Genomic DNA, 19,413 nt, shown 5'->3' with positions numbered 1-19,413 from the left:
ACCGGCCCTACCGCGCGGCGCGGTCGACCGCGCCCGCGACGGCGGAGACGGCGGCGTACGCGCCGTCCGGGTGGATGGCGACGCCCCAGGTGGGCACGCCGTCGACCGTGCACTCGGCGCAGACCGCGACCGAGGAGGGCTCCCCGTCGACCGGCTGCACCGACAGGGCCAGCACCTGCACGTCGACACCGAGCTCGCGCAACCCGGCGGCGAAGGCGTCGCCGTCCCCGGCCGCCAGCCGGTGCTCCTGTCCGTCGAGCCGGACCGCCACCCGGCCGTCCTGCGCATCGCCCAGCCGCAGCCGGTCGCCCGGCGACAGGTACTCCGCGCGGAAGAGCTCCCACACCGTGGCGGACCCGACCTCGGTGGCGCTGCTCTCGCTGTGTCGCTGGACGACCTTGGAGAACTCGAACTGGAGGCGGCGCGGCAGGTCGATCCCGTGCTCGGTCTTGAGCAGGTAGGCGACCCCGCTCTTGCCGGACTGGCTGTTGACCCGGATGATCGCCTCGTACGACCGACCCACGTCCTTGGGGTCGATCGGCAGGTAGGGCACTCCCCACGGGGTGTCGGCCAGATCCGTCCCGGCCAGGCCCGCGGCCCGCTCCATGGCGTCCAGGCCCTTCTTGATGGCGTCCTGGTGGGATCCGGAGAACGCCGTGTAGACGAGTTCGCCCGCGTACGGGTGCCGGGGGTGGACCGGGAGCTGGGTGCACTCCTCGGCGACGCGGCGCACCTCGTCGATGTCGGAGAAGTCGATCATCGGGTCGACGCCCTGCGAGAACAGGTTCATGCCCAGCGTCACCAGGTCGACGTTGCCGGTGCGCTCCCCGTTGCCGAACAGGCAGCCCTCCACCCGGTCGGCGCCGGCGAGCAGCGCGAGTTCGGCCGCCGCCACACCGGTGCCGCGGTCGTTGTGCGGGTGGACGGAGAGCACGATGTGCTCCCGGCGGGAGAGGTGGCGGTGCATCCACTCGACCTGGTCGGCGAACTCGTTCGCGGGGGTGCACTCCACGGTGGCCGGGAGGTTGATGATGATGGGCCGCCCCTCGGCTGGCTGCCAGACGTCCATCACCGCCTCGCAGATCTCCAGCGCGTAGTCGGGCTCGGTGGCGGTGAACGACTCCGGCGAGTACTCGAACATCAGCACGCCGCCGACGTGCTCCGCGGCGAGCTTGGTGATCAGCCGGACGGCATCCACGGTCAGCTCGCGGATCCGCTCCCGCCCGGCGTCGAAGACGACCTGCCGCTGCAGCGGGGAGACCGAGTTGTACAGGTGCACGATGGCGCGCGGGGCGCCGCTCACCGCCTCGAAGGTCCGCTCGATCAGCTCGGCCCTGGCCTGGGTGATCACCTGGATCGTTACGTCGTGGGGGATCAGGTCCCGGTCGATCAGCTCGCGGACGAAGTCGAAGTCGGTCTGGCTCGCCGAGGGGAAGCCCACCTCGATCTCCTTGAAACCCATCCGCAGGAGCTGCTGGAACAGCAGGTGCTTCCGGGGCAGGTCCATGGGCTCGACGAGGGCCTGGTTGCCGTCGCGGAGGTCGACCGAGCACCACAGCGGCGCGTGGCGCAGCCTGCGCGAGGGCCAGGTCCGGTTGGGCAGGTCGGGCCCCTCGAACGGCCGGTAGCGGTGGGCCCGCATGCCGCTCGGCCGCTGGACGGTTCCGGTCAGGGCGGGGACGGCGGGGACGGTCGGTCCCGAGGTGTTGGTGGTCATGTATCGGTTGCCCAATCGAAGCGGGATCAGAACGGGGACTGCAGCCGCCGAGTGCCGGCCGACTGCCACAGGACGCGGGCCGAGCCCGCCACGGACCCCAGGGAGTAGGCCGTACGGAAGAGGCGGACCACATCGGGGTCGCTGGTGCCGGCGGCGCCGAAGACCTGGACGGCGGTGTGGGCGCAGTCCAGGGCGGCGGACAGGCTCGCGGCGGCGGCGGCCGGGGCCCGGTGGGCGGCACGCTCGCCCTGGTCCTCGCCCTGCGCCGCTCGCCACAGCCCGGCCCGGGCCAGTACCAGGTCGACGGCGCAGCGGGCGATGCGGTGCGAGGTGCCCTGGTGTTCGAGCAGCCGTCGTCCCGCCACCACCCGCCGCGAGGCCCGCTGCTGGGCCAGCTCCAGACAGCGCCGACCGACCCCCACGGCGTACGCGCCGAGCGCGATCAGGTCGCGGTCGGCCACGTCCCGCGCGGTCCGCGGGTCGGCGGCTGCGGTCGTCCGGGCCAGCGCGGCGGGCAGTTCCTCCCGCGGGTCCGCGTCGGCCCGGCGCGCCCGGGCCCACCGCAGGAATTCCTCGCCGGCCCGCGGGTCCGCCGGGCCGGCCGTGAGCGTGTCGAGGAGGGCGCGGACCTGTCGGACCAGTGCGTGGTCGCGGCAGCCGGCGCCCAACTCCTCCAGGACGAGGCACCATTCGAGCAGGCCGAGCAGCGGCGCACGGCCCGGCTCCGGCAGCAGCAGCTCGGAGAGGCCGAGGCCGTCGACCACCTCCCAGCCGGACGCCCCCGGCCCGGCGGCTGTGCCGCTCTGCTCCACGGCGGCCAGCAGCCCGTGCTGCGCCGGATCCAGTAGAAGGTTCACCGGATCGTCCTTCCGATCGCGAACTCGCCTGCGATCAGGTCGAGTTGAAGTTCCTGGGCGCCTCCGGAGACGGTCAGCTCCGGGGCCTCGGCGACGGCGGCGCGCAGCACGGACCGGCTGCCTCCCGGCCCGTCGGCGCCCGGCACCGCGAGCAGTTCCTCGGCCGCCCAGCGCACCAGCGACTGAGCGGCGAGCCCGGTGCCGAGCTTCGCGTAGGCCGTGACGGTCTCGTCCAGTTCCAGCCCGTCCGCGGTGGCCACCGCGTGGTACGCCACCGCGCGTGCGTTCTCGACCGCGAACTCCCGGCGCACGAAGTCGGCGGCCAGCACCTCGCGCTCGGAGTCCGGCAGGGCGGCGAGCTCCGCGGCCGCCGCGTCCCGCCAGGCCCGGGCCCGGGTCAGGTAGTCGAAGCCGCCGCGCTCGAAGCCGATGACGGTGGGCAGCAGCGCCCAGCCCCGGTGCGGCTCGCCGAGCACCGCCTCCGGTCCGACCCGGACGCGGTCGAGGGTCACCGTGTAGTACGGCTCGCCCGAAGCGCGGGCCACCGGCTCCACCCGGACACCGGGGGCCGAGAGGTCGACCAGGAACAGGGAGATGCCGTCGTAGCGGCTCTCCGACCGCCGGGTGCGGGCCGAGCACAGCGCGATCGCGGACAGGTCGGTCAGCAGGCTCCAGGTCTTGCGGCCGCTGACCAGCCAGCCGTCGCCGTCCGCCGTGCCGGTGGTCTCCACCCGGGTCAGGTCGCTGCCGGCCCCGGCCTCGGAGAGCAGCAGGCTGGCCAGCAGGCGGCCGGACGCGATCTCCGGGAGCCACCGGCGGCGCTGGGCCTCGGTCCCGAACGCCAGGATCGCGCAACCGACTCCCTGGACGGTGATCAGCTGGGCGACGTCGGGAAGCCCGCGGAGCCCGATGCGCTCGGAGGCCGCGGCGTGGTGGGCCAGGTCGAGGCCCCGTCCCCCGTACTCGACGGGGAAGTGCACGGCCAGCAGCCGGGCCGCGCCGAGCCGCCGGAACGCCTCCTGCGGCCCGGCACCGGCGGGCAGGGCGTCGAGCACCGCGTCCACCTCGGCCACCAGGGCCGCCTGATCGGGGCTGAGTTCACGACGCACGGACGGTGCTCCCGTCGACGGACCGGGCGGCGAGCGCTGCGGCGAGCGAGCCGGCGGAGGTCCGGTCCAGGGCGTCGCCCGCGGCCGCCCTCAGCTGCTCGACCTGCGCGGCGAAGTCCGCGAGTCGCGGGTTCGCGAAGAGCACCGACACCCGCAGCCGCAGGGCGGTCTGCCGGGCGAGCCGGCTGACCAGGTGCATGGCCAGGACGCTGTCCCCGCCCACCGAGAAGAAGTCGTCGTCGAGGCCGATGTCGGCCCGTTCCACGAGCTCGCGGGCGAGGGACAGGACGAGCGCGGGCACTTCCCGCTCGCCGCCCGCCGGTGCGGCGTCCTCGGCGGGGCGGGTGGCGTCGTCGGCGGGGCCGTTCATGGGCGCGGGACCTCCGAAGGGTTGTCACAGGGCATGGGTGTGTTCCTGGTTCTGGCCGGGCGGCGCGGCGCGGTCAGGCCGGCAGCGCGGAACCGACGGTGGTGGGCTCGGACGACAGCAGCAGCCGGTCGACCTTGCCGCTGACCGCGGTGGGGAGGCCGTCGACCCGGCGCCACAGGCTCGGCACCATGTAGCCGGGCAGGCGGGCCGCGGCGAACCCGGAGAGCTCGCGGGAGCCGAGTTCGCTCCCGGCGGCCAGCACGGCGACGGCGACCAGGCGGACGCCGGTCCGCGCCGCGTGCGGGACGACGGCGACGTCGAGGACCGCGGGGTGTTCGAGCAGGCAGGTCTCCACCTCGCCGAGCTCGACGCGGAACCCGCGGACCTTCACCAGGTGGTCCGACCGTCCGTGGTAGACCAGCTCGCCGGCCTCGTCGACATGGCCGAGGTCGCCGGTCCGGTACATCCGCTGCCCGGGCCGGTCCGGTCCGGGCAGCGCCACGAAGCGCTCCGCGGTGAGCCCGGGCCGGCCCAGGTAGCCCCGGGCCAGCGCCTGACCGGACAGGTAGATCTCGCCCACCTCGCCCGGCGCGGCAGGCCGCAGGTCGCCGGTCAGCACCTCGGCGCGCAGCCCGGGAATCGCCCGGCCGATGGGGACGTGCGGCCCCGGGTCCGCCTCGCTGCACCGGTGGGTAGTGGCCCAGACGGTGCTCTCCGTCGGGCCGTACTCGTTGTGCAGCCCGGCACCCGGGACCTCGGCCAGGTGCAGGCGGGCCACGGTGTGCGGCAGGGCTTCGCCGCCGAGGACGACGCACCGCAGACCGGCCAGCGCTTCCGGGTGGTAGCGGAGCAGGGCGGCGTACTGGGACGGCAGGCCGTCCAGGTGACTCACCCGTTCCTCGACCAGCAGGTCGGCCAGGAGTTGAGGGTCGCGGATCTCCTCCTCGTCGGGGACGAGCAGTCGGCCGCCCGCCGCGAGGGTGAAGTACAGCCCGGCAACGGCCGCGTCGATGGTGAGCGGAGCGAGCATGGCGTAGGTCGTCGGCGCGGGGTAGACCCCGAACCGGGTCAGCGTCGAGGACACCACCGAGCGGTGGGAGATCACCACGCCCTTGGGCCGCCCCGTCGAGCCCGAAGTGAAGATCGCGTACGCGGCGTGGTCCGGATGGAGGGCGGCCGGCTCCCGTGCGGGGCGGTCTTCCGCCGAGCCGCCGTCGACCGGCACGAACTCCGTCCCCGCCGCCTCGGCGACCCGGCGGTCCACACCGGTGACGGCCACGGGCCGGGCGTCGGAGGCGATCATGCGGACGCGGTCGGCCGGCAGGTCGGCGGCGATCGGAACGTAGGCGGCCCCGGAGAGCACCGTCCCGAGGACCGCGACCACGGACTCCGCCGACCGGTCGACGGCCACACCGATCATGCCGTCCGGCCGGGCGCCGGCCCGTACCAGGGCGTCCGCGAGCCGCTCGGCCCGTGCGAACAGCTGCCGGTAGGTGAACGAGGTCCGGCCCGCCGTGACGGCCGGCGCGTCCGGGGTGGCCCGGGCCCGCGAGGTCAGCAGGGCGCGCAGATCGGTCGCCGTGCCGCCGTCCTCCCGGCGGGTCTGCGTGGAACTCATGTCCCCTCCTGCCCGTGGACGGCGGCCGAGAGCAGCTTGCGGACCTGAGGAGAGTCGAGGAGGCCGCCCTCGGCCTCGACCCGGTGGATCCGGGCCGCCGCCGGGGCGGTGAGCAGGGGCGTCAGCACCGGGTGGGGCCGGGCGGTGATCACGCTGATCCCCCCGCCGGTGGCCGCGGGCCCGGCGGTCATGCTCGCGCGCAGGAACCTCAGCCAGCCGCAGTAGCGGTCCAGCAGGTCGTCGACCAGCTCGTACGCCTCGTCGTCCCCGCCGTACTGCTCGGCCATGCTGTCCCGGGAGCCGAGCAGTGCCGACTCCCAGCGCGCCACGTCCGGCTCCCGCTCCGGGTCGAGGAGACCGGCCGGATCGATACCGCTGGAGGCGCACAGCCGCGCGAAGTCCTTGCGCAGATCGGCCGCGGTCACCGGGTAGGGGTCCACCAGGACCGCCGGCGTCCCGGCGACGGAGCAGATGTGCAGGCCGAGTGCCGCCGTGCCGCAGTAGGCGAGGACCAGATCGGGGGCGGCGGGCAGGGCGTCGAGGATCAGCCGGGCGTGCTCGGTCAGCAGGAGGGGGTGCTCGATGTGGTGGACCAGCGGGTCGACCCGCACCAGGTCGACCGGTCCACCCGGCGCCGCGAGGAAACCGAAGTCCGCCGTGTCGCCCACACCGCGGAACTCCAGCGCCAGAACGGTCCGCGGAGCGGTCACGAGGCCGCGCCCGCCGTGCTCGGCCGCAGCGCGGGGCGGGCCCGGCGGGCGCCCTTGAGCTGCGCGGCGAGCTCGGCCGGCGTGGGGTTCTCGAACATCGTCTGCAGGGCCAGCTCGACCCCGAACTCGTCCTTGAGCCGGTTGAGCACCCGGGTGGCCAGCAGCGAGTGGCCGCCGAGCTCGAAGAAGTCGTCGTCGACGCCGACCGTGTCGAGCCCCAGCATCTCGGCGAAGTGGGCCGCCACCCGGCCGGCGGGATCGCCGGGCGCACCGGAGACCCCGGCCCCGTCGACCGCGTCGGCCAGCGACGCCGGACGCATGTCCGTCCAGTGCCGGTCCACGTAGTCCAGGCAGTTCTGCCGACGGTCAGGGCCGTGCACGGTCTTCCACCCGGCCGGGACGCCGACGGGCGCGGGCCACAGCGAGTGCTGGTTCTCGTCGTTCACCAGGACGAGGAATTCGCCGTTCACATCATCGAAAAGAGCGCTCACGAATCCCACCTTGCTTGCGGCGGTACTCTGATGACCGCGCACGATGTCACGAAGGTAGAAGACGGGACGTCCGTCGATCGGCAGCACCGGCGGCGACCGAGCGGCAGCTTCCGCCCGGCCGGCCGCCGGGTTTCACCGGGCGTTGAAGTACTTCGCCTCGGGGTGGTGGATGACGATCGCGTCGGTGGACTGCTCGGGGTGCAGCTGGAACTCCTCGGAGAGCACCACGCCGATCCGTTCCGGCCTCAGCAGCTCGGCGATCTTGGCGCGGTCCTCCAGCTCCGGGCAGGCGCCGTAGCCGAGCGAGAAGCGCGCGCCCCGGTACTTCAGGGCGAACATGTCGCGCACGTCCTGCGGGTCCTCGTCGCCGAAGCCCAGCTCGAAGCGGACCCGGGCGTGCCAGAACTCGGCCAGCGCCTCGGCCAGCTGCACCGACAGTCCGTGCAGCTCCAAATAGTCGCGGTAGGAGTTGGCGGCGAACAGCTCGTTGGCGGCCTCGGAGATCCGGTTGCCCATGGTGACCACCTGCAGGGCCACCACGTCCCGCTCGCCCGACTCCTCCGGGCGGAAGAAGTCCGCCAGGCACAGCCGCCGTCCGCGCCGCTGGCGCGGGAAGGTGAAGCGGGTGCGCTCCGAGCCGTCCTCGCTGTAGACGATCAGGTCGTCGCCCTTGGAGTTGGCCGGGAAGTAGCCGTAGATCACGGCCGGCTCCAGCCAGCCCTCGGTCTGCAGCCGGTCCAGCCACATCCGCAGCCGCGGCCGGCCCTCGGTCTCCACCAGCTCCTCGTACGAGGGGCCGCCGGAGCGGGCCGCCTTCAGACCCCACTGGCCCTTGAACAGCGCGTCCTCGTCCAGCCAGGTGGCGTAGTCCTGGAACGGGACGCCCTTGACGATCCGGTCGCCCCAGAACGGCGGGGCGGGCAGCCGGTTGTCCACCGCCACGTCCGAGCGGATCTGCCCGAGGTTGACCTCCTCCGGCTCCTCCACCTCGACCCTGGCGTGCCGCCGCTGCCGCAGCTCCGGCAGGGCCGCGCCGGGCACCCCGCGCTTGACCGCGACCAGGGCGTCCATCAGCTTCAGGCCCTCGAAGGCGTCCCGGGCGTAGCGGACCTCGCCCTGGTAGATCGCGTGCAGGTCCTGCTCCACGTACGCGCGGGTCAGCGCCGCGCCGCCGAGGATCACCGGGAAGTCGGCGGCCAGGCCGCGCTGGTTCAGCTCCTCCAGGTTCTCCTTCATGATCACCGTGGACTTCACCAGCAGGCCGGACATGCCGATCACGTCCGCCCTGTGCTCCTGCGCGGCCTCCAGGATCGCCGAGACCGGCTGCTTGATGCCCAGGTTGACCACGTTGTAGCCGTTGTTGGACAGGATGATGTCGACCAGGTTCTTGCCGATGTCGTGGACGTCGCCCTTCACGGTGGCCAGCACGATGGTGCCCTTGCCGTCCGCGTCGGACTTCTCCATGTGCGGCTCCAGGTGCGCCACCGCGGCCTTCATCACCTCGGCGGACTGGAGCACGAACGGCAGCTGCATCTGGCCGGAGCCGAACAGCTCGCCGACCACCTTCATGCCGCTCAGCAGGGTCTGGTTGATGATCTCCAGCGCCGGACGGGTGGTCAGCGCCTCGTCCAGGTCGGCCTCCAGGCCGCCCCGCTCACCGTCGATGATCCGCTGCTGCAGGCGCTCCTCCAGCGGCAGCGCCGCCAGCTCCTCGGCCTTGGACGCCTTCACCGACGCCGAGCTGACGCCCTCGAAGAGCTGGAGCAGCTTCTGCAGCGGGTCGTAGTCCTCGGTGCGCCGGTCGTAGACCAGGTCCAGGGCGACTTGGCGCTGCTCCTCGGGGATCCGGGCCACGGGGAGGATCTTCGCCGCGTGCACGATCGCCGAGTCGAGGCCGGCCTCCACGCACTCGTTGAGGAAGACCGAGTTGATCACCACGCGGGCGGCCGGGGAGAGGCCGAAGGAGATGTTGGACAGGCCCAGCGTGGTCTGCACCGCCGGGTGACGGCGCTTCAGTTCGCGGATCGCCTCGATGGTCTCGATGCCGTCCCGGCGGGACTCCTCCTGGCCGGTGCCCAGGGTGAAGGCCAGGCAGTCGACCAGGATCGAGCCCTCGTCGACGCCGTACTCGCCGGTCAGCTGCTCGATCAGCCGCTCGGCGATCGCGACCTTCTTCTCCGCGGTGCGGGCCTGGCCCTCCTCGTCGATGGTCAGCGCGATCAGGCCGGCGCCGTGCTCCCGGGCCAGCGCGGCGATCCGGCCGAACCGGGTCTCGGGCCCGTCGCCGTCCTCGTAGTTGACCGAGTTGAGCACCGCGCGGCCGCCGAGGTGCTCCAGGCCGGCCCGCAGCACCTCGGGCTCGGTGGAGTCCAGCACGATCGGCAGGGTGGAGGCGGTCGCCAGCCGGGCGGCGATCTCCTTCATGTCCGCGACGCCGTCGCGGCCGACGTAGTCCACGCACAGGTCCAGCAGGTGGGCGCCCTCGCGGATCTGCTCGCGGGCGATCTCCACGCAGGCCTGCCAGTCACCCGCCAGCATCGACTCGCGGAACTTCTTCGAGCCGTTGGCGTTGGTCCGCTCGCCGATCGCCAGGTACGAGGTGTCCTGGCGGAACGGCACCGGCTGGTACAGCGAGGCGGCGGCCGGCTCGGGCTGCGGGTCGCGGACGGCGATCGGCCGGCCCTGGACCCGCTCGACCACCCGGCGCAGGTGCTCGGGGGTGGTGCCGCAACAGCCGCCGACCAGCGACAGGCCGTACTCCCGGGTGAAGGCGTCGTGCGCGTCCGCCAGCTCCTCGGGGCTCAGCGGGTAGTGCGCGCCGTTCTTGGTCAGCACCGGCAGGCCCGCGTTCGGCATGCAGGACAGGCCGATCCGGGCGTTCTTCGCCAGGTAGCGCAGGTGCTCGCTCATCTCGGCCGGGCCGGTGGCGCAGTTCAGACCGATGAAGTCGATGCCCAGCGGCTCCAGCGCGGTCAGCGCCGCACCGATCTCCGAGCCCAGCAGCATGGTCCCGGTCGTCTCCATCATCACCTGGACGGTGAGCGGCAACCGCAGTCCGTACTCGCGCATCGCCTGCTGCGCCCCGGACACCGCGGCCTTGACCTGCAGCAGGTCCTGGCTGGTCTCCACCAGCAGCGCGTCCGCGCCGCCGGCGATCAGGCCCGCCGCGTTCAGCCTGAAGCCCTCGCGCAGCACCTCGAAGGTGGTGTGGCCGAGGGTGGGGAGCTTGGTGCCCGGGCCCATCGAGCCCAGCACCCAGCGCTGCCGGCCGTCCTCGGCGCCGAAGGCGTCCGCCGTCTCGCGGGCGATCCGCGCGCCCGCCTCGGACAGCTCGAAGATCCGCTCGGGGATGTCGTACTCCCCCAGCGCCGTGCGATTCGCACCGAAGGTGTTGGTCTCCACGCAGTCCACGCCGACCGCGAAGTACGCCTCGTGCACCGAGCGCACGATGTCCGGGCGGGTGACGTTCAGGATCTCGTTGCAGCCCTCGAGCTGCTGGAAGTCCTCCAGCGTCGGGTCCTGCGCCTGGAGCATCGTGCCCATCGCGCCGTCGGCGACGACGACACGGGTGGCGAGCGCCTCGCGCAGCGCGTCCGCGCGCAGTTGCTGGGCAGGGGGGACGAGTGCGGCCATGGCAGGCTCCCTGGGTGCGACGGCTGTCGGCTACGCGTCCGGACGGACGCGAACGGTCAGCGTACGTCTTCGGGCCGCCGCGCTGACGGAGCGTCCGGCATTCGGTACTCGGACCGCCGCGAGTCGGGACCGCTCCGGGTCATGGAGGCCGTACTCAGCCGCATCCACCGCACGCTCGGCATCCGTTGCTGACGCGCCCGTAACCTGTGGTCATGGCGATCAACGGCTTCGGGGCCACCGAGCTCCAACTCGTCCTGCTCCGCCGGATGGCCGACTTCCAACCGGCCCTGGTGGAGGACGCGGTGCTCCGGCTGGGCGCCACCCGGGCCGAGCTGCGGGAGGCGAACAAGCGCTGGCAGGCGATGATCCGCGCGCCCCGCTTCCCGCGCGGTGGTGCTCGGTACACCGCAGTGCTCGGACCGCCGGGCGCCACCGCGGCGCGGCGCATCGGCGACCTCGACTGCACCGCCCACCAGTGGGCCCTTTCGCTCTGGCCCGAGCTCCGCTTCGAAGTGCTGCTCGGACCGGCGGAGCTCGGCGCACCCCTGCTCAACGAATGGCTGGTCCGCCCGCCCGGCTCCCCGGTGCCTGCGCTGCGCACGCTCGTCGACCTGGCGCCCTGGACCTGCGTGCCGGACGACGTTGGTGCCGCGTTCCCGTCCGCCGTACCGCGGGAAGGGACCGCGCCCACCCGCTTCCAGCTGGACCTTCAGGCGCCGGACACGGACGGGCGACTGCACTCCTGCACGGCCGACTTCACCTGGGGCCTGCTCCAGGAGGTCCGGGTGGCGGACGAGTAGCCGCCACCACCCACCGGGGCGGCACTCGGACGGACCGCCCGGCGGGGCAGCGAAGATGCTTGCGTGGAAAGGGGATTGACGGGCCCGGAAGCGTCGGAGGCCGTCCACGACCACGGCTGGCGCTTCCTGCTGGGCAGCCTGCGGACGTCCGTTCCGGTCGGTTCGCCGGCCGAGGCGATCGACGTCGCGGCCACGGCCTCCACCGTGTGCGGCAGCGACGCCGACCGGCGCCTGACGGTCGACGCCCGCCCCCACCGGGTCGTCCTCACCCCGCAGTCGGTGGACCGCGCCGCCGTCACCACCCGGGACGTCGAACTCGCCCGCCTGGTCTCCGCCGCCGTACGGCAGACCGGCCCGTCGACGACCGGCCCCGAGACCGGAACAGGCGCACCGCGTTCGGTCCAGAGCCTGGAGATCGCCATCGACGCGCTGCGCATCGCCGAGATCCGGCCGTTCTGGAAGGCGGTGCTGGGCTACGCCGACGAGGCGGGTGCCGGAGGACCGGAGGACCCGCTCGTCGACCCGGTCGGGCAGGGCCCGGCGATCTGGTTCCAGCAACTGGACCGGGCGCGCCCGCAGCGCAACCGCATCCACGTCGACATCTGCGTCCCGCACGACGAGGCGCCCCGGCGGATCGAGGCCGCGCTGGCGGCCGGGGGCCGCCTCGTGTCGGCGACCCGCGCCCCCGCCTTCTGGGTGCTCGCCGACGCGGAGGGCAACGAGGCCTGCGTCACCACCTGGCGGGGCCGCGACTGACTGGCCCCACCGAGCAGAATCCCGCCGCGCGATGAGGATCGTCGCGGCGCAGCGCCGGCTGCGGGCTGTCCGCTCCGCGACGGTGCCGCGGGTCGGAATTGACCTGCGAATGTCCCAGCCAAATGAACCACGCCATGGGTCTTTTCGCGACCTAGAGTTGTGATCGCAGGGCCGCGAACGAACGACGGAACGGCCCATGACCAGGGGAGACCATCATGAGCAGCACCGCGTCGAAGCCCGTCCTCACCCGCGCCACCGAGGCCGAGACGACCAGCGACCCGAGCAGCACCATGACGCTGCTCGCCGACTGCGGCACCGACGGCAGCCCGATCACCACCTATCGATCCACCTTCGCCAAGGGCGCGGTCGGCGCCCCGGCCCACTTCCACACCCGGGCCTCGGAACAGTTCTTCGTCATCTCCGGCGCGCTCCAGGTGCTGGTGGGCGACGAGGTGAAGACCCTGAACGAGGGCGACTTCCTCCTCGTCCCCCCGCACACCCCGCACGCCTTCGCCGCGGCACCGGGCAGCGAGGCCGACGTGCTGTTCACCTTCACGCCCGGCATGCCGCGCTTCGACTACCTCCGCCTGCTGGGTCGGGTGATGCGCGGGGAAGCGGACGTGCAGGAGATCAAGGACTCCTCCGAGCTGTACGACAACCACTACGTCGACAGCCCGCTGTGGCGCACCACGTTGGAGGCCGCTGCCGAGTAGACGCGCCACTTGCCGTGCCGGCCGGGCGCGGCGGGACGGCGCGGACGGGCCGTCACCCGCGTCCCGGCCGAGCGGGCGGTGCGGGTGAACTTCTGGTCGGACTCGCCGTCACGCATGCACCGCACGAGCGGGGGTAACCGCCACGCACGACCAGGTACCTCCGAGGCGGACGAACTCGATTCCCGCGGAGGCGAGTTGAAGGGAAGGAGCCAAGGTGACGACGGGCATACCGGGCAACGACGCATCCGCACCGTCACTCGACGAGCTGAGCGACCAGGCCGACCGGACCCGCAGACGGCTCGACCACACCGAGGACGCCCCGACCGGTGGAATCGCGCTCCCCGAGAGCGCCGTGCGAAAGGCGGCAGCCGTGAAGGACGAAGTCCAGGAACAGGCCGTGCAGGCCGCCGAGGCGGTACGCGACACGGCCGCACGCGCCGTTCGCGCCGCACGGGAGCACACCCCGGCGGAGGTGCGCGACCGGGCCGGACAGGTGATGGCGCAGGCCCACGAGGCGGTGGCCCACCTCGGGCACCTCGCCACGGACCACACCCCGCCGCAGCTGCGCGAGCAGGCCGGCCGTGCGGCGACCACGGCACGCGCCAACCGTACCCAGCTGCTCGCGCTCCTCGGCGCGGCGGTTCTCGCCGCCTCCGTGGTCCGGGTCGTGCGCAGAAGGCGTCGGTGAGAACGGCGGACAAGCCCGCCGGGCAGGTCGGGAACCCGGGCACCGGGCCCGACCTGCCCGGCGGCGCGCGGTTCGCGCCGCCGCCCTGGAGGGGGCCGGGTACGTACGGGTCAAGAAGGGGTACGCCGGCAAGCGTTCGCGTACCTGGCTCGCCGCGGTGCCTTCTGCGGCGTTCCTGGCCCGCGGGTGCCGTTCCCCTGCTCCGGTGTCCGCTCCTGCCCCCATGGGGCGCGACCGGGCCTATGGAAAACGTATCGGCCGGCGCAGACGCTCCCGCAACACCGCACCTCGTCTCCTGGTCGTACCGCCCGGGCATCCGGCCCGGCGGCACGACACGGACGCCGGGAGGCAGCGGTGGGCAGCACGGCGACGAGGACGCGCCCGGCCGGTAGGAGCCGGCTCGTCACGGGGGCCGGGCCCGCGCTCCTGCCCCGCCGACGTCCGACGGCCGGCGCCTGGAGGCGCGGCCGCGTGCTCACCCCGACCGTCCTGCTCGCCGCCCTCGCCCTCGCAGGCCACCGCCGGGTACCGGACCTGGGGGTGCACCTGGGCAGCCTGTGGGAGAGCGTCCTGCCCTGGACCGCCCTCCTCGTGCCCGCCGTGCTGCTCGCCGCCGCGGTGCGCCGGGCACCGGCGCCGGCCTGCGCCGCGCTCGTGCTCGCCGCGGTGTGGGCGGCCCTGTTCGCGGCGCCGCTCACCCGCGGCGCCGGGGCAGCCGGCACCGGCACCGGACTCACCGTGGTCACCCACAACGTCGGCGCCGCCAACCCGGACCCCGGCGCGACCGCCCGTACGCTCCTCGCCGCGCACCCCGACCTGATCGCCCTGCAGGAGGTCACCGACGCCTCCCTCCCCGACTACCAGAGGGCGCTGGGCCCCGAGCTGCCGCACCACGTCCGGATCGGGACCGTCGCACTCTGGAGCCGCCACCCGCTGACCGGCGAGCGGCGACTGGTGATCGACCCCGGGTGGAGCCGCAGCCTGCGGGCCGAGGTCCGGACACCCGGCGGGACCTGGGCCGTGTACGTCGTGCACCTGGCCTCCGTCCGGGTGGGCGCGTCCGGCTTCACCACCGGCCACCGCGACCGGAACATCGCAGCGCTCGGGCGGGCGCTGGACGAGGAACCCCTGCGCAGGGTCGTGCTGCTGGGCGACCTCAACACCGCGGCCGGGGACCGCGCGCTCGACCCGCTCACCCACCGCCTGAGCTCCGCGCAGGACGCCGCGGGCAGCGGCCTCGGATTCACCTGGCCGACGACCTTCCCGCTGGTGCGGGCCGACCACATCATGACCCGGGACGTGGTCGCCACCGCCGCATGGACCCTGCCCGCCACCACCAGCGACCACCGGCCCGCAGCGGCCACGCTGACCCCGTAGGAACCACGGCGCGCGGCCGTGCGGGGACGGACGTCGCGCCCCACCCGGACGGGTCGCAGGAACCGGCGAGTGCGCTGAGCCCGCCGGACGGGGCACGATGTCGGCGGCCGGGCCCGATTTCCCACGGGCGGCCGGTCGGTGGGGCGGGCGGCCGCGATCCGCCGTGCAGACCGTTGATCTCCGGGCAGTGCGGCACCGCGGCCCCCACTTCCGGTGCCGCGCAGCCGTCCCACCGCACTTCGCAGATTCCGGCCGGAGAGGCCGGAACGGTCCGGTCCGGCCTCTCCGCAGGACTCGTGCGACGGACCGGACCCGGCCGTGGTTGCTAGGATGACGGCTGGTCAGGGAGGGCTCGGGCGTGGGGGATCGACCGGTGGGTTCGCAGGCGGGAAGTGACCGCGCGGGTTTCGGGTGCGCGGCGTGCTGCGCCGAGGACGCCGCGGTGGCGCGGGCGCACCATCGGAGCCGCGACGGGGTCCGGCTCGAGACGATGATCCGGGACGACTCGCACTTCATCGTCTCCGTGCAGCGCTGCGTCCTCTGTTCGCAGGCCTTCGTGAGTGTCTTCACCGAGTACGTCGACTGGGTCGCCTCGCAGGACGCGCAGTACCGGACCGTGCTGCCGATCACGGACGCCGAGGCGGACGACCTGGCGGCGGGGCGGTTGAGCCCGCACCGGGTCGGGGCCCTGGGGCACGGCCGCCGCCATCTGCAGAGCGACTGGCCGAGCGAGGCCGACGAGCCGTCCGTGTACTGGGACAGCGGCGTCTTCGAAGTGCGCGAGGGTCGCTGAGCCGGACAGCCCCACGCCGGCCCGGTCGGTTGCTCGTGCAGCGCCTGCTCATGGCCAGTCGGGGGCGGGGTCTTCGTCGAGGAGGGGTCTGATGGCGCCGAGGACGGCGCCGATGCAGACGTCGCGCAGTTCGGTTCGGGTGCAGGTCTCGTGGGTGAGCCAGTCCACGCACAGCACCTGGACGAACACCAGCCAGCTCTTCAGGACGCCGGACACGGCTTCCCGGGTGCCGGCGTCGGTGAGCGGGAGCACGCCGAGGAGCCGCTCGCGCAGGGCGTCGAGTTCGTTGGTGATGATCGTCTGGACCAGGCGGTCGCCGGCCAGGACCCGGTTCGCCGCCAGGACGGTGTTGCGGTTGGCCGCGAAGTACTCGATGTGGGCGTCCAGGCCCTCGGTGAGCTGTTCGACCAGGGTGTCCGCGGGGTCGAGGCGGGTCCGGGCGAGCAGCTGGTCGGCGACCTGCTGATAGAGGGCGGCGAACAGGTCCCGCTTGCTCGGGAAGTGACGGTAGAGCAGAGCCCGGGAGACCCCGGCGCGCTCGGCGACGTCCTCCATGAGCACGTCGTCGTACGGCTGCGCGGCGAAGAGCTGCGCGGCGACCGCGAGGAGTTGGGCGCGGCGGTCGGCGGGGCTGAGTCTCTGGCGGGGAGGCACACCGCCATGCTACTTGACACGTGTCTACTAGTCGGCCGTAGCCTGGTGCCGCTGGTTGACATGTGTCTACTAAAGGGGGATGCCATGGCCGAGGCCAGGGCGCTGCGGATTCTCATGACAGTCATGGGGTACGCGTGCGTGGCGATCGGGCTCTTCCACGTCCTGCTCGGGAACGCCGCGATCCCGGGCGCGGGTTCGGCCGGTGCGACCGTCGACAGCCTCGGGCGGTTCTTCGGGGCGGTCTTCGCCGGCTACGGCCTCGGTTGGCTCTGGGCCGCTCGGCAGTCTCCGATCCCGGCAGCCGCGGTGCGCTGGCTGGCGGGAGTCCTGCTGCTGGGCGGGTTCGGGCGGCTGGTGTCCCTGGCCGTGGACGGGTGGCCGCACTGGTTCCAGGTCGTCCTGGCCGTGGTCGAACTCGTGCTTCCGCCGGTGTTCTTCCGGCTGGCCGGCGCGCGGGGGCAGGCGCCCCGGCCGGCGGACGCTCCCGCGGGCCTGTAGACCAGGGGAGCGAAGGCCCCTGGCAAGCCGCCGTGAAACGGCCTGCCAGGGGCCTTGTGGCGACGGATCGTCACGCCGTCGGCGGCACCGGCCCATTCACCGTGCAGGTCTCACGAGGCCGCGATGGGGACCAGGAAGAACACCTGGCCGTCGGGCCCCTCGAGGCGCAGCGGCGTGTCGGGCAGGGCCTCGAAGACGGCGTCGGCCACCTCCTGCGGGTCCGTGGCGCGGGTCAGCGGCTCCCGCAGGGCGTTCCGTACCGCCAGCCGGGTCTCGGGGGACGGGGCCGGCGCCGAGGCGTCGTCCCTGGCCTCGGCTATGCACTCCAGTAGCTGGGTGTCGGTCATGTCCGCGTCCAGGCCGCGGCGCAGGGCGATCGCGGCGGCGCCGGTCGCCAGCGCCGCCCGCGAGTGCGCGCGGCAGATCTCCCCGTCGGTTCCGGCGGGGTGGAAGAAGCGGGCCGTGCCGATGTTGGACCTCACAGCAAGCCTCCAAGGCGAGCAGAAGTGACGCGGGAGTGACGCGGAAGTGGGGTGTGGGAAGCAGTGGGATCAGGCGCCGCACCTGGCGTGGCCTGCAGAGATATTCTCTCGCCCGGCACTGACAGTCCGTCGGCCCCACAGCTTCGAGGAGTCCCGGTTCCGGCCCCGCGCCGGCCCGCCACGCGGGGCTGCGGCACGGCTGCGGCCGGCTCCCTCCACCCGAACGAGGCAGGGGCGCTCATGGCGACGACGGCGGCGCGGCCGCTGTCAGGGGACCAGGCACTGCGGCGGCAGCGGGAACCAGCGCAGGGCCTCGAACTCTGCGGGGAGGGTGCAGGGGCCGGAGTCGATCAGGTCGGGCCGGCTGTCGAGCAGGGCAGCGGCCTGGGCGAGTTGCCCGGGCAGGGCCTCCTCTCCCATCCGGGTCCGGGAGTGCGGCCACCGCAGGTTTCCGTGCCTGTCGTAGCGGGCGTCGGTGAGCCGCAGCGGCGGTTCGGCCGCGGCGTTCCGGTGGCGCCAGAGGCCGGTGTGCGGGTCGAAGCGGTAGTCGGGCAGCAGCCGGTGGCCGTGGTCGGCGAGCAGGTCGACGGCGTCGATGAGGTAGTCCCGGACGGTGTCGGAGACGAAGTAGTGGAAGTTGATCCGGGTCCAGCCCGGTTTGATGCCCTCGCAGTGGTGTCCGACGATCTCGTCCCGGAAGGCATGGGAGTGCGGCGTGTCGATGGCGAGCAGCCGGTGGCCGTAGGGGCCGGCGCAGGAGCAGCCGCCGCGGGACTGGATGCCGAAGAGGTCGTTCAGGACGGCGACAACGAAGTTGTGGTGCAGGAAGCGCTCTTCGTGCCGGATCCGGAAGGAGACGATGGACAGCCGACGGGCCCGGTGGCTGCCGAGGACGTCGATCCGCGGGTTGCGTTCCCACCGGTCCAGGGCGGCCTGCCACATCCGTTCCTCGCGGGCCTGGATCAGGTCGGTGCCGACGGCGTCCTTGAGCCCGAAGACCAGCCCGGCGCGGATGGACTCGACGATGGCCGGCGTGCCCCCCTCCTCCCGTGCGACCGGGTCGTCCAGGTACCGGTGGCTGCTGGGGTCCACGAACACGACCGTGCCGCCCCCCGGTGCGGTCGGGACCGGGTTGCGGACCAGGTCCCGGCGGACGACCAGCACGCCGGGTGTCTGCGGGCCGCCGGGGAACTTGTGCGGTGACAGGAAGAGCGCGTCCTTGCCGTCGCCGCGGCCCGGGGAGCTCTCGGCCGCGCGCACGGGGACGTACGGTGCGGCGGCGGCGTAGTCCCAGAACGAGAGCGCGCCGTGGGCGTGCAGGAGTCGGGCGGTGCGGTCGGCGTCGGTGAGGATGCCGGTCACGTTCGAGGCGGCGGAGAAGCTGCCGATCTTCAGCGGCCGGTCGGCGAAGCGCAGGAGTCGGGCCCCGAGGTCGGCGAGGTCGAGGTGGCCGTCGGCGTCCTCGCCGATGGCCACCACGTCGGCGACCGTCTCGCGCCAGGGCAGTTCGTTGGAGTGGTGCTCGTACGGCCCGACGAAGACCACCGGCCGCTCCCCGGGCGGCAGGTCGGGCCCGGGCCGGGCGACGGGGCCGGCGGGCGTGCGCAGTCCGAGGATGCCGACGAGCTTGTTGACGGCGGCCGTGGAACCGGAGCCGCAGAAGATCACCAGATGGTCGTCGGTGCCGCCGACGCTCTCCCGGATCGTCCGGCGGGCGTCCTCCCGGAGCCGGGTCGTCTGCAGACCGGTGCCGGAGCTCTCGGTGTGGGTGTTGGCGTACCGGGGGAGTACGGCCTCGCGGATGAAGTCCTCGATGAAGTCGAGCGATCGGCCGGACGCCGTGTAGTCGGCGTAGGTGACCCTGCGCGGGCCGTAGGGGCCGTCGAGGACCGCGCCCTCACCGATGATGCCGGCCCGGATGCGCTCCAGGAGCGGTGAGGTGGGAGCGGAGGAGGTGGACTGCTCGCCGGACGCGGTGGTGGTGCTCACGTCGGCCTCCTTTCGGGGCGGCCGGGACCGGTGGCTGCGGTCCCGGAGATCCCCCGGGTGACTGCCAGCATCCCCCACCCGCCTGCGCCGGGCCAGTGCCGGTGGGCCCGGGTCGGAGTCGTGATCGTCCTTCAGCCGTACACCCGTCCCGTTGTGGC

17 protein-coding genes and 2 pseudogenes are annotated in these 19,413 nt (G+C 73.4%); 7 read left to right on the top strand and 12 right to left on the bottom strand.

All coding sequences use genetic code 11. From position 1 onward, the window contains the following. Nucleotides 1-7: 7 nt before the first annotated feature. From leuA to metH, 9 genes and pseudogenes are all read right to left on the bottom strand, one after another. Complete coding sequence (gene leuA / locus ABEB06_RS03090) at nt 8-1,717, bottom strand: 2-isopropylmalate synthase (RefSeq protein WP_345695203.1); 1,710 nt, start codon at nt 1,715-1,717, stop codon at nt 8-10. A 26-nt stretch (nt 1,718-1,743) separates the two neighbouring features. Then, entirely contained in the window at nt 1,744-2,574 is an 831-nt protein-coding gene (locus tag ABEB06_RS03085; protein ID WP_345695202.1) for an acyl-CoA dehydrogenase family protein, read from the bottom strand. Beyond that, complete coding sequence (locus tag ABEB06_RS03080; protein WP_345695201.1) at nt 2,571-3,683, bottom strand: acyl-CoA dehydrogenase family protein; 1,113 nt, start codon at nt 3,681-3,683, stop codon at nt 2,571-2,573. The genes ABEB06_RS03085 and ABEB06_RS03080 overlap by 4 nt, the downstream gene beginning before the upstream one ends. Then, a complete protein-coding gene (locus tag ABEB06_RS03075; RefSeq protein ID WP_345695200.1) occupies nt 3,673-4,053 on the bottom strand; it encodes a phosphopantetheine-binding protein in 381 nt (126 codons plus the stop codon). Before ABEB06_RS03075 ends, ABEB06_RS03080 begins: the two co-directional genes overlap by 11 nt. A gap of 73 nt (nt 4,054-4,126) precedes the next feature. Next, the gene (locus ABEB06_RS03070) at nt 4,127-5,671 is read right to left on the bottom strand and encodes an amino acid adenylation domain-containing protein (RefSeq protein WP_345695199.1); all 1,545 of its coding nucleotides are present in this window, start codon (nt 5,669-5,671) and stop codon (nt 4,127-4,129) included. Next, the gene (locus tag ABEB06_RS03065; protein WP_345695198.1) at nt 5,668-6,381 is read right to left on the bottom strand and encodes a hypothetical protein; all 714 of its coding nucleotides are present in this window, start codon (nt 6,379-6,381) and stop codon (nt 5,668-5,670) included. The genes ABEB06_RS03070 and ABEB06_RS03065 overlap by 4 nt, the downstream gene beginning before the upstream one ends. Continuing rightward, nucleotides 6,378-6,617: pseudogene (locus tag ABEB06_RS03060) on the bottom strand (phosphopantetheine-binding protein); the annotation flags it as partial. The gene ABEB06_RS03065 and the pseudogene ABEB06_RS03060, both read right to left, overlap by 4 nt. 48 nt (nt 6,618-6,665) lie before the next feature. Beyond that, nucleotides 6,666-6,872, bottom strand: a pseudogene (locus ABEB06_RS03055) (MbtH family protein); the annotation flags it as partial. Nucleotides 6,873-7,004: 132 nt separating this feature from the next. Beyond that, on the bottom strand, nt 7,005-10,505 hold the full coding sequence (gene metH / locus ABEB06_RS03050) for a methionine synthase (RefSeq protein WP_345695197.1): 3,501 nt from the start codon (nt 10,503-10,505) through the stop codon (nt 7,005-7,007). A 212-nt stretch (nt 10,506-10,717) separates the two neighbouring features. On the opposite strand from metH, the gene ABEB06_RS03045 reads away from it, so the two are divergent. The 6 genes from ABEB06_RS03045 (at nt 10,718) to ABEB06_RS03020 (ending at nt 15,632) form a co-directional block, all read left to right on the top strand. Next, the gene (locus ABEB06_RS03045) at nt 10,718-11,305 is read left to right on the top strand and encodes a hypothetical protein (RefSeq protein ID WP_345695196.1); all 588 of its coding nucleotides are present in this window, start codon (nt 10,718-10,720) and stop codon (nt 11,303-11,305) included. A 75-nt stretch (nt 11,306-11,380) separates the two neighbouring features. Continuing rightward, nucleotides 11,381-12,061 (top strand): VOC family protein, encoded by a 681-nt coding sequence (locus tag ABEB06_RS03040; protein WP_345695195.1) that lies wholly within the window; start codon nt 11,381-11,383, stop codon nt 12,059-12,061. Nucleotides 12,062-12,276: 215 nt separating this feature from the next. Beyond that, the gene (locus ABEB06_RS03035) at nt 12,277-12,774 is read left to right on the top strand and encodes a cupin domain-containing protein (RefSeq protein WP_345695194.1); all 498 of its coding nucleotides are present in this window, start codon (nt 12,277-12,279) and stop codon (nt 12,772-12,774) included. 214 nt (nt 12,775-12,988) lie between these two features. Then, nucleotides 12,989-13,462 (top strand): hypothetical protein, encoded by a 474-nt coding sequence (locus ABEB06_RS03030; protein ID WP_345695193.1) that lies wholly within the window; start codon nt 12,989-12,991, stop codon nt 13,460-13,462. A 471-nt stretch (nt 13,463-13,933) separates the two neighbouring features. After that, nucleotides 13,934-14,839, top strand: a complete 906-nt coding sequence (locus ABEB06_RS03025; RefSeq protein WP_345695192.1) for an endonuclease/exonuclease/phosphatase family protein — start codon at nt 13,934-13,936, stop codon at nt 14,837-14,839. A 490-nt stretch (nt 14,840-15,329) separates the two neighbouring features. Beyond that, nucleotides 15,330-15,632, top strand: a complete 303-nt coding sequence (locus ABEB06_RS03020) for a hypothetical protein (RefSeq protein ID WP_345695191.1) — start codon at nt 15,330-15,332, stop codon at nt 15,630-15,632. A 48-nt stretch (nt 15,633-15,680) separates the two neighbouring features. Here ABEB06_RS03020 and ABEB06_RS03015 read toward each other — a convergent pair whose 3' ends face one another. Continuing rightward, entirely contained in the window at nt 15,681-16,286 is a 606-nt protein-coding gene (locus tag ABEB06_RS03015) for a TetR/AcrR family transcriptional regulator (protein WP_345695190.1), read from the bottom strand. A gap of 84 nt (nt 16,287-16,370) precedes the next feature. Here ABEB06_RS03015 and ABEB06_RS03010 point away from each other — a divergent pair, with 84 nt between their 5' ends. Continuing rightward, nucleotides 16,371-16,784: a DUF4345 domain-containing protein gene (locus ABEB06_RS03010; RefSeq protein WP_345695189.1), complete on the top strand. Its 414-nt coding sequence runs from the start codon at nt 16,371-16,373 to the stop codon at nt 16,782-16,784. Between the two features lie 110 nt (nt 16,785-16,894). Here ABEB06_RS03010 and ABEB06_RS03005 read toward each other — a convergent pair whose 3' ends face one another. Next, nucleotides 16,895-17,266, bottom strand: a complete 372-nt coding sequence (locus ABEB06_RS03005; RefSeq protein ID WP_345695188.1) for a hypothetical protein — start codon at nt 17,264-17,266, stop codon at nt 16,895-16,897. Between the two features lie 267 nt (nt 17,267-17,533). After that, nucleotides 17,534-19,255 carry an aminotransferase class V-fold PLP-dependent enzyme gene (locus ABEB06_RS03000; RefSeq protein WP_345695187.1) on the bottom strand — a complete coding sequence of 574 codons (1,722 nt, stop codon included), beginning with the start codon at nt 19,253-19,255 and terminating at the stop codon, nt 17,534-17,536. Nucleotides 19,256-19,413: the final 158 nt, after the last annotated feature.

It is taken from the genome of Kitasatospora terrestris (genome assembly GCF_039542905.1).
Taxonomy (GTDB): domain Bacteria; phylum Actinomycetota; class Actinomycetes; order Streptomycetales; family Streptomycetaceae; genus Kitasatospora; species Kitasatospora terrestris.
This window is presented reverse-complemented; position numbering and strand designations above follow the sequence as displayed.

Bases quoted from the DNA above. Each gene is read 5' to 3' on its own strand.
- leuA (WP_345695203.1), bottom strand. From the start codon at position 1,717: ATGACCACCAACACCTCGGGACCGACCGTCCCCGCCGTCCCCGCCCTG.
- ABEB06_RS03075 (WP_345695200.1), bottom strand. From the start codon at position 4,053: ATGAACGGCCCCGCCGACGACGCCACCCGCCCCGCCGAGGACGCCGCA.
- ABEB06_RS03070 (WP_345695199.1), bottom strand. From the start codon at position 5,671: ATGAGTTCCACGCAGACCCGCCGGGAGGACGGCGGCACGGCGACCGAT.
- metH (WP_345695197.1), bottom strand. From the start codon at position 10,505: ATGGCCGCACTCGTCCCCCCTGCCCAGCAACTGCGCGCGGACGCGCTG.
- ABEB06_RS03045 (WP_345695196.1), top strand. From the start codon at position 10,718: ATGGCGATCAACGGCTTCGGGGCCACCGAGCTCCAACTCGTCCTGCTC.
- ABEB06_RS03035 (WP_345695194.1), top strand. From the start codon at position 12,277: ATGAGCAGCACCGCGTCGAAGCCCGTCCTCACCCGCGCCACCGAGGCC.
- ABEB06_RS03020 (WP_345695191.1), top strand. From the start codon at position 15,330: ATGATCCGGGACGACTCGCACTTCATCGTCTCCGTGCAGCGCTGCGTC.
- ABEB06_RS03010 (WP_345695189.1), top strand. From the start codon at position 16,371: ATGGCCGAGGCCAGGGCGCTGCGGATTCTCATGACAGTCATGGGGTAC.